This window comes from Streptomyces sp. NPDC002044, assembly GCF_040296725.1.
GTDB lineage: Bacteria > Actinomycetota > Actinomycetes > Streptomycetales > Streptomycetaceae > Streptomyces > Streptomyces antarcticus.
In genome coordinates this window covers 1-9,970 of record NZ_JBEOXU010000184.1, presented here as the reverse complement: position 1 = coordinate 9,970, position 9,970 = coordinate 1, and the positions used below count along the sequence as shown (strand labels likewise).

At 70.7% G+C, this 9,970-nt stretch carries 8 protein-coding genes; 4 read left to right on the top strand and 4 right to left on the bottom strand.

What is annotated here, in order from left to right; genetic code table 11:
• The 3 genes from ABT106_RS28655 to dusB all read right to left on the bottom strand — a co-directional run.
• Positions 1-1,073, bottom strand: a 1,073-nt coding sequence (locus tag ABT106_RS28655) for an ArsR/SmtB family transcription factor (RefSeq protein WP_351283029.1), incomplete at its 3' end; no start/stop codon positions are given.
• Positions 1,074-1,456: 383 nt separating this feature from the next.
• Positions 1,457-4,165, bottom strand: a complete 2,709-nt coding sequence (ppdK, locus tag ABT106_RS28650; protein WP_351283027.1) for a pyruvate, phosphate dikinase — start codon at positions 4,163-4,165, stop codon at positions 1,457-1,459.
• 375 nt (positions 4,166-4,540) lie between these two features.
• Complete coding sequence (gene dusB, locus ABT106_RS28645) at positions 4,541-5,701, bottom strand: tRNA dihydrouridine synthase DusB (RefSeq protein WP_502979509.1); 1,161 nt, start codon at positions 5,699-5,701, stop codon at positions 4,541-4,543.
• A 33-nt stretch (positions 5,702-5,734) separates the two neighbouring features.
• On the opposite strand from dusB, the gene ABT106_RS28640 reads away from it, so the two are divergent.
• Entirely contained in the window at positions 5,735-7,183 is a 1,449-nt protein-coding gene (locus tag ABT106_RS28640) for an MFS transporter (RefSeq protein ID WP_351283023.1), read from the top strand.
• A gap of 110 nt (positions 7,184-7,293) precedes the next feature.
• Here the strand turns inward: ABT106_RS28640 and ABT106_RS28635 are convergent, their stop codons facing one another.
• Positions 7,294-7,749 carry a MarR family winged helix-turn-helix transcriptional regulator gene (locus tag ABT106_RS28635; protein ID WP_351283021.1) on the bottom strand — a complete coding sequence of 152 codons (456 nt, stop codon included), beginning with the start codon at positions 7,747-7,749 and terminating at the stop codon, positions 7,294-7,296.
• Positions 7,750-7,828: 79 nt separating this feature from the next.
• Between ABT106_RS28635 and ABT106_RS28630 the strand changes: the two genes are divergently transcribed.
• The 3 genes from ABT106_RS28630 to ABT106_RS28620 are packed head-to-tail and all read left to right on the top strand — an operon-like array spanning position 7,829 to position 9,895.
• Positions 7,829-8,185 carry a DoxX family protein gene (locus tag ABT106_RS28630; RefSeq protein WP_351283018.1) on the top strand — a complete coding sequence of 119 codons (357 nt, stop codon included), beginning with the start codon at positions 7,829-7,831 and terminating at the stop codon, positions 8,183-8,185.
• Positions 8,186-8,239: 54 nt separating this feature from the next.
• Positions 8,240-9,280, top strand: coding sequence for an aldo/keto reductase (locus ABT106_RS28625; protein ID WP_351283015.1), 1,041 nt, complete (start codon positions 8,240-8,242; stop codon positions 9,278-9,280).
• A gap of 21 nt (positions 9,281-9,301) precedes the next feature.
• Positions 9,302-9,895 carry a TetR/AcrR family transcriptional regulator gene (locus ABT106_RS28620; protein WP_351283012.1) on the top strand — a complete coding sequence of 198 codons (594 nt, stop codon included), beginning with the start codon at positions 9,302-9,304 and terminating at the stop codon, positions 9,893-9,895.
• Positions 9,896-9,970 lie beyond the last annotated feature (75 nt).

Below are 9,970 nucleotides of genomic sequence, written 5' to 3'. Positions count from 1 at the left end.
GCTGGGCGACCGGCGGGGTAGGCCCGTACGCGGGCAGCGGGGTCTCGTCGCGGTGTGAGGTCGGACGCCACCGCGCCGCCCTTCAGCAGGGCCGCGCCCAGCGGGGTCACGGTGTGCAGCACCGCGTTCCCGTGCCGCAGGGTGGTGACCAGACCCGCCTCCCGCATCACGCAGGCGTGCTGGCTCGCGGAAGCCAGGGACACCCCGGCCCGGCGGGCCAGCTCGCTGGTGGTGGCCCCGTCCCCTATGGCACGGAGCACCACCGAGCGGGTGTGCCCGACCAGCTTGCCCAGGGTGCGCTGGCGCCGCTCCTCCACGGGCCGCGCGGCCTCGCCCCCCGCGGGCGGTGCCGAGGCCAGCTGCGCCGCGGCCGGGTAGACCAGTACGGGCGGCTGCTCCGGGTCGTGCAGGGTCACCGCGGTGCGCCGGCAGAAGAACGACGGCTGGAGCAGCAGCCCGCGCCCGCGCAGCCGTACGTCCCGGTCCACCGGGTAGTCGCACTCCAGGACCGGGGCCCGCCAGCGCAGCATCGGCGGCAGCGAGGCCAGCAGCTCGTCCGCGCCCCCGTCGAGCAGGGCCCGGCCGCGCGCGGCCCGTTCGGCCTCGATCTGGGCCTGGATGTGCGTCCAGTACGGCTCCACGGCCGCGCGGTGGTAGCCGCGCAGCTCCCCCAGCAGCCGGGGCAGGTGCTTGGTGCCGCCTTCCATGAACTCCCGCAGCCGCGGCGCGACCGCCGAGCCGGGGGCGGTGCCCGCGCCCAGGAGCAGCACCTCGCGCCGCATCCGTTCGGGACGTATGCCGCGCAGCGCGTCGAGGCCCACGTCCCACCCGTACTGCCCCTCCACAGGGGTCAGAAAATCGGGAAAATAACCTCTGCTCGGTATAAGCATACCGAGCATGCGTATTTCACTATTCAACCTGCTCCGGGTTTCCGTACGCCATTCACCGAAGAGCCTGGCGTCGCGCCGGTCCCTTAAGCGGTGAAAGCTCAGAATCGTTTCCCACAACGCATCGGGACGACCTGCCATCCGTACGCGTGCCAGGTCCACTCCAGTGAAATGGATACGCAGCACCGAACCCCCACCTGTGCAACCGCAATCCCCCCGCCCCATGAGTATGCATGCCGTCACACGTGGTCACCACGCCCTTTCGGCCACAGTTGAAACCCCTTTCGGCGGAGGCGTGACAACCGAAATCCTGTACTCCGCCGGGCACACTCCGATGCGACCGAAACGCTCCGTGAAGGCCGTGGGGGGCTTTGCGGGGCCTGGCGGTCGGTCGCACCGGGAAGCGCCGACGTGCCCGGCAGAATGACAGCGGCGGTGGACGGGTGGGGATCCGTCCACCGCCCGCTGGCGTAAAGATTTGTTGAACACGAAAAAATAGACGCGCCCGCCTCCGGATGTCAGGGAACCCGGGGGCAGGCGCGGTCTGTGGGCCCCTCACGGGGCGGGGATCAGCGGCTGTCGCTGCCCTTCGATTCGGCGGCCGCGCGACCGGCCTCCAGGCGCGCCACCGGAATCCGGAAGGGCGAGCAGGAGACGTAGTCGAGGCCCACCTCGTGGAAGAAGTGGACGGACTCGGGGTCGCCGCCGTGCTCGCCGCAGATGCCGAGCTTGAGGTCGGGGCGGGTGGCCCGGCCGGCCTGGACGGCACTGCGGACCAGCGCGCCGACGCCGTCGCGGTCGATGGTCTCGAAGGGCGAGACCCCGAAGATGCCCTTCTCCAGGTACGCGGTGAAGAACGAAGCCTCGACGTCGTCGCGGGAGAAGCCCCAGACCGTCTGCGTCAGGTCGTTCGTGCCGAAGGAGAAGAACTGCGCGGCCTCGGCGATCTGTCCGGCCGTCAGGGCGGCGCGGGGCAGCTCGATCATCGTGCCGATGGTCAGCTTGAGGCTGGTCCCGGTGGCGGCCTCGACCTCGGCGATGACCTGGTCGGCCTCGTCGCGGACGATCTCCAGCTCCTGGACGGTGCCCACGAGCGGGACCATGATCTCGGCGCGCGGGTCGCCCTTGGCGTTCTTGCGCTCGGCCGCGGCCTCGGCGATCGCCCGTACCTGCATGGCGAACAGACCGGGGATGACCAGGCCGAGGCGGACACCGCGCAGACCCAGCATCGGGTTCTGCTCGTGCAGCTTGTGCACGGCCTGGAGCAGGCGCAGATCGTTCTCGTTGGCGTCCTTGCGGGACTCGGCGAGGGCGACGCGCACCGACAGCTCGGTGATGTCGGGCAGGAACTCGTGCAGCGGCGGGTCGAGCAGGCGGACGGTGACGGGCAGTCCGTCCATCGCCTCGAACAGCTCGACGAAGTCCTTCTTCTGCAGCGGCAGCAGGGCGTCCAGCGCGCCCTCGCGCTCCTCGTCGGTGTCCGCGAGGATCAGACGCTCGACCATCTCGCGGCGCTCGCCGAGGAACATGTGCTCGGTGCGGCACAGGCCGATGCCCTGGGCGCCGAAGCGGCGGGCGCGCAGCGCGTCCTCGGCGTTGTCGGCGTTGGCGCGCACGCGCAGCCGGCGGACGCGGTCCGCGTAGGCCATGATCCGGTGGACGGCGGCGACCAGCTCGTCGGCGTCGTCGGCGCCGGCGTGCATGCGGCCCTCGAAGTACTCCACGACCGGGGAGGGTACGACGGGTACCTCGCCGAGGTAGACCTTGCCGGTGGAGCCGTCGATGGAGACGACGTCGCCCTCTTCGATGACCGTCCCGCCGACCGTCATCCGGCGGCGCTTGGTGTCGACGTCGAGGTCCTCGGCGCCGCAGACGCAGGTCTTGCCCATGCCGCGGGCGACGACGGCGGCGTGCGAGGTCTTGCCGCCGCGCGAGGTCAGGATGCCCTCGGAGGCGATCATGCCGTCGAGGTCGTCGGGGTTGGTCTCGCGGCGGATCAGGATGACCTTCTCGCCGGAGCGGGACCACTTGACGGCCGTGTAGGAGTCGAAGACGGCCTTGCCGACCGCCGCGCCCGGGGAGGCGGCGATGCCGCGGCCCAGGAGCTGGGTCGTGGCGTCGGCGTCGAAGCGCGGGAACATCAGCTGGGCGAGCTGGGCACCGTTGACGCGCTGGAGGGCCTCGGCCTCGTCGATCAGGCCCTGGTCGACGAGCTGCGTGGCGATGCGGAAGGCCGCGCCCGCGGTGCGCTTGCCGACGCGGGTCTGGAGCATCCACAGCTGGCCGCGCTCGATCGTGAACTCGATGTCGCAGAGATCCTTGTAGTGGGTCTCCAGCGTCTCCATGATCGTCATGAGCTGGTCGTAGGAGGCCTTGTCGATGCCCTCCAGGTCCGCGAGGGGGACGGTGTTGCGGATGCCCGCCACCACGTCCTCGCCCTGGGCGTTCTGGAGGTAGTCACCGTAGACGCCCTGGTGTCCGCTGGCGGGGTCGCGGGTGAACGCGACGCCCGTGCCGGAGTCCGGACCGAGGTTGCCGAAGACCATGGAACAGATGTTGACGGCGGTGCCCAGGTCGCCGGGGATGCGCTCCTGGCGGCGGTAGAGCTTGGCGCGGTCGGTGTTCCACGAGTTGAAGACCGCCTCGACGGCGAGGTCCATCTGGTCGCGGGCGTCCTGCGGGAACTCGCGGCCGGCCTCCTTCGCCACGATCTTCTTGAAGTGCTTGACCAGCTTCTTCAGGTCGGCGGCGTCGAGGTCGGTGTCGACGGTTACCTTCTTGGCGGCCTTGGCGTCTTCGAGGGCCTCCTCGAAGAGCTCGCCGTCGACGTCCAGGACGGTCTTGCCGAACATCTGGATGAGGCGGCGGTAGGAGTCCCACGCGAAGCGCTCGTCACCGGACTGCGCGGCGAGGCCGGTGACGGACTCGTCGGAGAGGCCGATGTTGAGGACGGTGTCCATCATGCCGGGCATCGAGAACTTGGCGCCGGAGCGCACGGAGACCAGCAGCGGGTCGTCCGACTGGCCGAGCTTCTTGCCCATCTTCGCCTCGAGGGCTTCCAGGTGGGCGCTGACCTCGTCGCGCAGCGCGGCCGGGGCCGTACCGCTGTCGAGGTAGACCTTGCACGCCTCGGTGGTGATGGTGAAGCCGGGAGGGACCGGGAGGCCGAGGTTGGTCATCTCGGCGAGGTTGGCCCCCTTGCCGCCGAGAAGGTCCTTGAGGTCGCGGTTGCCCTCGGTGAAGTCGTAGACGAGCTTCTGATCTTTGTTTTCCGACACGGGTCTCGACTCCTCGAGGACTCGGTGGCTGCCCTGACGGCCAGGAACATACCCAGATCGAAGGCTTATGGGTACGTCCACTTGGCGGTCATACGGCCGTAACCACCCGTGCGCCAGGAGATCGAAAGTGACTCACCGGTAGCGAGAACCTCCGAAGATCGTTCACTTCCCGAATGCCGAACTGCCCACTGAGGCTTGAATTTGCTCGGATGAGCGATCATCGATCTATTTGCGTTCAAGTAGTGAACGCACAAAGGGTGGCACCCAGTGCCACCCTTTGAAAGTCTTATCCGCGGTTCTTGTGCTCATGTGAGCGCAAGCCCACCCATGCGTGGCGTATGTCACGCTCGCGAAGACACGTTTTGCCAGGTCCCGTCAGCCTCCGGACGTGTCCAGTTCGGCTTCCTCACTCACGCCCGCGCAGTCGTAAGGATCCTTCAACCAGCCTTCGGGCAGGACAACCCGGTTGTTTCCGGACGTCCGGCCGCGCGGACCGTCCGCGCTCTCGGGCCACGGCTGCTCCAGGTCCAGCTCGCTCAGATGAGCGTCCAGCTCGGCCAGGGAGGAGGTCACCGCCAGCTTCTGGCGCATCTCCGAGCCGACCGCGAAGCCCTTCAAGTACCAGGCCACGTGCTTACGGAAGTCGATCACCCCGCGCGCCTCGTCGCCGATCCACTCCCCCAGCAGCTCGGCGTGCCGGTGCATGGTCGCCGCGACCTCCCGCAGCACGGGCTTGTGGAAGTCCTCGGGGCGCCCCTCGAAGGCCGCCACCAGGTCGTTGAACAGCCACGGGCGGCCCAGGCAGCCGCGCCCCACGACGACGCCGTCACAGCCGGTCTCCCGGACCATGCGCAGCGCGTCCTCGGCGCACCAGATGTCGCCGTTGCCGAGCACCGGGATCTCCGGCACGTGCTCCTTGAGCCGCGCTATGGCGTCCCAGTCGGCGGTGCCGCCGTAGTGCTGGGCGGTGGTGCGCCCGTGCAGGGCGATGGCGGTGACCCCCTCCTCGACGGCGATCCGGCCGGCGTCGAGGTAGGTGAGGTGCTCGTCGTTGATGCCCTTGCGCATCTTGATGGTCACCGGCAGGTCTCCGGCGCCCGCGACGGCCTCGCGCAGGATCGCGCGCAGCAGGTGGCGCTTGTACGGGAGGGCCGAGCCGCCGCCCTTGCGGGTGACCTTGGGCACCGGGCAGCCGAAGTTGAGGTCGATGTGGTCGGCGCGGTCCTCCTCGACGATCATCCGGACCGCCTTGCCGACCGTCGCGGGGTCGACCCCGTAGAGCTGGATCGAGCGGGGCTTCTCGGCCTCGTCGAAGTGGATCAGCTGCATGGTCTTCTCGTTGCGCTCGACCAGGGCGCGGGTCGTGATCATCTCGCTCACGAACAGCCCCTTGCCGCCCGAGAACTCCCGGCAGAGGGTACGGAACGGGGCATTGGTGATGCCGGCCATGGGTGCGAGCACCACCGGGGGCTGCACGGTGTGCGGGCCGATCGCGAGGGGCGGGGGAAGCGTGGTCATCCGCCCATTGTCCCGCATGCCGGGGCGGTGGGGCGGACGTACCATCGCCGCATGATCGAGTCGAGTCCCCGGCAGCGCACGCTCGTCCTGGCGATCTGCTGCATGAGCCTGCTGATCGTCAGCCTCGACAACACCGTCCTGAACGTCGCGCTGCCCTCGATGCGCCGCGATCTGGACGCGTCGGTCGCGGGGCTCCAGTGGAGCATCGACTCCTACACCCTGGTCCTGGCCTCGCTGCTGATGCTCGCCGGCTCCACGGCCGACCGGATCGGGCGCCGCAAGGTGTTCGTCGCCGGGCTGGTGCTCTTCACCCTCGGCTCCCTGCTGTGCTCGCTCGCTCCCAGCCTCGACTGGCTCATCGTCTTCCGGATGGTCCAGGCGGTCGGCGGCGCGATGCTCAACCCGGTGGCGATGTCGATCATCACGAACACCTTCACCGAGCCCGCGGCGCGGGCGCGGGCCATCGGCGTGTGGGGCGCCGTCGCGGGCGTCTCCATGGCGGCCGGCCCGCTGATCGGCGGGGTGATGGTGGACTCCGTGGGCTGGCGCTCCATCTTCTGGCTCAACCTGCCGATCGGCGTGGCCGCCCTCGTGCTGACCCTGCGCCACATCCCCGAGTCCCGGGCCGCCCGGCCGCGCCGCCCGGACCCGGTGGGCCAGGTCCTGGTCATGGCGCTGCTCGGCAGCGTCACGTACGGGATCATCGAGGCGCCCGCCGTCGGCTGGGGCTCCCCGCTGATCGTGGGCTGCGGCGTGGTCGCCGTCGCCTCGCTCGTGGGGCTGCTGGTGTACGAGCCGCGGCGCGAGGAGCCGCTGGTCGATCTCCGGTTCTTCCGTAGCGCACCGTTCAGCGGGGCGACCGTGATCGCGGTCAGCGCCTTCGCCGGGCTGTCCGGCTTCCTGTTCCTGAACACGCTCTACCTCCAGGACGTGCGCGGGCTCGGCGCCCTGGAGGCGGGGCTGTACATGCTGCCGATGGCCACGCTGACCTTCCTGTTCGCACCGCTCTCGGGCCGTCTGGTCGCGACCCGCGGTCCGCGGCTGCCGCTGCTGGTCGCGGGCGTGACGATGTCGGCGAGCGGCCTGCTCTTCGCGGTCTTCGAGGCGGAGACGTCCACCCCGCTGCTCTTCGCCGGGTACATGCTCTTCGGGCTGGGCTTCGGCATGGTCAACGCCCCGGTCACCAATACGGCGGTGTCCGGGATGCCGCGCTCCCAGGCGGGTGTCGCGGCGGCCATCGCCTCCACCAGCCGGCAGACCGGCGGCACCCTGGGCGTCGCGGTGGTCGGCTCGGTGCTGGCGTCCGGGATGGGACACGGTTCGGACTTCGCCGAGGCGACCGGGCCGGCCTGGTGGATCATCACGGCCTGCGGGCTGATCGTCCTGGTCGTGGGGGCCGCCACGAGCGGCCCTTGGGCCCGCTCGACGGCGGCCCGTACGGCCCGCACGCTCGACCCCGCGGCCGCGCCGGCACGGGCGGACGCGCCTGACCGCGCCTGACCGCGCCTATGCCCCTGACTGCGCCTGACCGGTCGCGCGGGCGCCCGGGCGGGGCCGACGGGCTGACGCGGTGACGGGGTTCCGCTACGGGGCCCGCCGCTCCCCCAGGCTTACTCCTGGCAGCTGAAGTCCTCCGCGCGCGTGTCGATCCTGCCCAGCAGGTCGCGCAGCACCGTCCGGTCGCCCGCGGAGAGGTCCCCGAAGAGCCCCCGCTCGACCTCGTCGAGTGCCGCGTTCGTCGTGTCCAGGACGGCGGACCCCGCGGGGGTGAGCGCCACGTTGTGGCGCCGGCGGTCGGCCGTGTCCCGGCGGCGTTCGGCCAGGCCGTCACCCTCCAGGTCGTTCAGGATCCCGACCAGCACGCTCGGGTCCACCTCCAGCCGCTCCGCGAGCTCCCGCTGACTGATGGGGCCGCCCTCCAGGTTCATCAGCGTCATGGCGTGCCGCGGGCTGAGCCCTGCCGTACCGAAAGCCTGCTTCATGCGGGTCTGCGTGACCGAACCGTGCCAGGCCAGCAGCAGGCCCAGCCGCTGAGGGGGGTGCGATCCGTCCTGATCTGCCGTCATGGTCCATATCGTAGCAATCATGGAATGGTTGCGTCATGACGATCGTTGATGCTATTCAATGATCTGACAGTATCGACCATTGGGGTTCTTCATGTTCATCGCCTACGCCGTCGTCGGCGTCCTGCTCGCCCTCGCCCTCACCGCCTCCGCCACCTTCACGCTCCGCCGCAACGACCAGGTGCTGGCCAACATGCGCAAGGTCGAGGTCCCGGAGTCCTGGCTCCCACGCCTCGCCGCCCTGAAGGCGGCCGGCGCGGTCGGACTGGTCGCGGGGCTCTGGTTCGCAGCGCTGGGCGTGGCCGCCGCCGCCGGCGTGACCCTCTACTTCGTCGGCGCGGTCATCGCCCACCTGCGCGTCAAGGACCACGAGCTGGCCCCCGCGGCCGTGCTGGCCCTCCTGGCGGCGGCCGCGCTGATCCTGCGCGTCCTCGCATAGTCCTGACGAGTGACAGATATTGAAATCTGTCACTCGTCATGCCATTCTCGTCTCATGACCACGAACGAGAACGCCTCCGCTCCCGCATCCACCGCCCACCGCCGGCTCGGCGGCGCCGGACCCGCCGTGTTCCCGCTCGGCCTCGGCTGCATGGGCATGTCCGCCCTCTACGGGGAAGCCGACCGCGCCGAGTCCCTCGCGACCATCCACGCCGCCCTCGACGCCGGGGTCACCCTGCTCGACACCGGCGACTTCTACGGCATGGGGCACAACGAGCTGCTGATCGGCGAAGCCCTGCGCACCGCCCCCGCGGCAGCCCGCGAACAGGCGCTGACCAGCGTCAAGTTCGGTGCGCTGCGCACGGTCGAGGGCGGCTTCACCGGGTATGACGGCCGGCCCGCGGCCGTCAGGAACTTCCTGGCCTACTCCCTCCAGCGGCTCGGCCGGGACCACATCGACATCTACCGGATCGCCCGCGTGGACCCGGACGTGCCGATCGAGGAGACCGTCGGGGCCATCGCCGAGGCCGTCCAGGCCGGGCACGTCCGGCACATCGGCCTCTCCGAGGTCGGCGCGGACACCCTGCGCCGGGCCGCGGCGGTGGCGCCGATCGCGGACCTCCAGATCGAGTACTCGCTGATCTCCCGCGGCATCGAGGAGGAGATCCTGCCGGCCGCGCGCGAGCTGGGCATCGGCGTGACGGCGTACGGCGTACTGTCCCGCGGCCTGATCAGCGGGCACTTCTCCCGGGACCGCGAGCTGACGCCGGGCGACTTCCGCGGCATGAGCCCCCGGTTCCAGGGCGACAACCTCGACCGGAACCTCGATCTGGTCGACGCCCTGCGGAAGGTCGCGGACGAGAAGGGGGTCAGCGTCGCCCAGACGGCCATCGCCTGGGTCCTGTCGCGGGGCAGCGACATCGTGCCGCTGGTGGGTGCCCGGCGCCGGGACCGGCTCACCGAGGCACTGGGTGCCATCGACGTCACGCTCAGCGCCGCGGACCTGGCGGCGATCGAGGAGGCCGTCCCCGCGGGCTCGGCGTCCGGCGAACGGTACCCGGCCGCACAGATGGCCCACCTCGACAGTGAGCACTGAGCTGACGGTACGGTCGTCCCCATGCCCCCCGCTGCTGCCGAGCCCCTGACCCCCGAGCGCATCCTCGCGACCACGGAGGAGGTGCTGCGCCGCTTCGGTCCCACCAAGGCGACCGTGGTGGACGTGGCCCGCGCCCTGGGTGTCAGCCACGGCAGCGTGTACCGCCACTTCCCTTCGAAGGCGGCGCTGCGCGAGGCCGTCACCGAGCGGTGGCTCACCAAGAGCGCGGTGCTGCTGGAGGAGATCGCCTCTGCTCCCGGCGCGAGCGCCCCCTCCAAGCTGGAGGCGTGGCTCGAAGCTCTCTTCGAGGCCAAGCGCCACAAGGCGGGAGACGACCCCGAGCTGTTCGCCACCTACACCGTGCTGCTCGCCGAGAACAGCGGAGTGGTCGACGAGCACCTGACCGAGCTGGTCGCCCAGCTGGCGCGGATCATCGCCGAGGGCGTCGCGGCCGGGTCGCTCGCCGCCGGGGACGTGCCGGGCGCCGCCCGCGCGGTCTTCGACGCCACCGGCCGGTTCCACGACCCGCAGTACGCGGCCGACTGGCTCTCGCCGACGATCATCCCGGAGTTCGAGGCGGTCACCTCCCTCGTCATCCGCGGCCTGCGCGCCTGACCCGGGCCGCCGCCGCGGGCCCCGCCCGTAAAAGCCGGTGGCCCGGGGGGGGGGGGGGGGCCGGGGCCCCCGGGG

Bases quoted from the DNA above. Each gene is read 5' to 3' on its own strand.
- ABT106_RS28640 (WP_351283023.1), top strand. From the start codon at position 5,735: ATGATCGAGTCGAGTCCCCGGCAGCGCACGCTCGTCCTGGCGATCTGC.
- dusB (WP_502979509.1), bottom strand. From the start codon at position 5,701: ATGCGGGACAATGGGCGGATGACCACGCTTCCCCCGCCCCTCGCGATC.
- ABT106_RS28620 (WP_351283012.1), top strand. From the start codon at position 9,302: ATGCCCCCCGCTGCTGCCGAGCCCCTGACCCCCGAGCGCATCCTCGCG.
- ABT106_RS28635 (WP_351283021.1), bottom strand. From the start codon at position 7,749: ATGACGGCAGATCAGGACGGATCGCACCCCCCTCAGCGGCTGGGCCTG.
- ABT106_RS28625 (WP_351283015.1), top strand. From the start codon at position 8,240: ATGACCACGAACGAGAACGCCTCCGCTCCCGCATCCACCGCCCACCGC.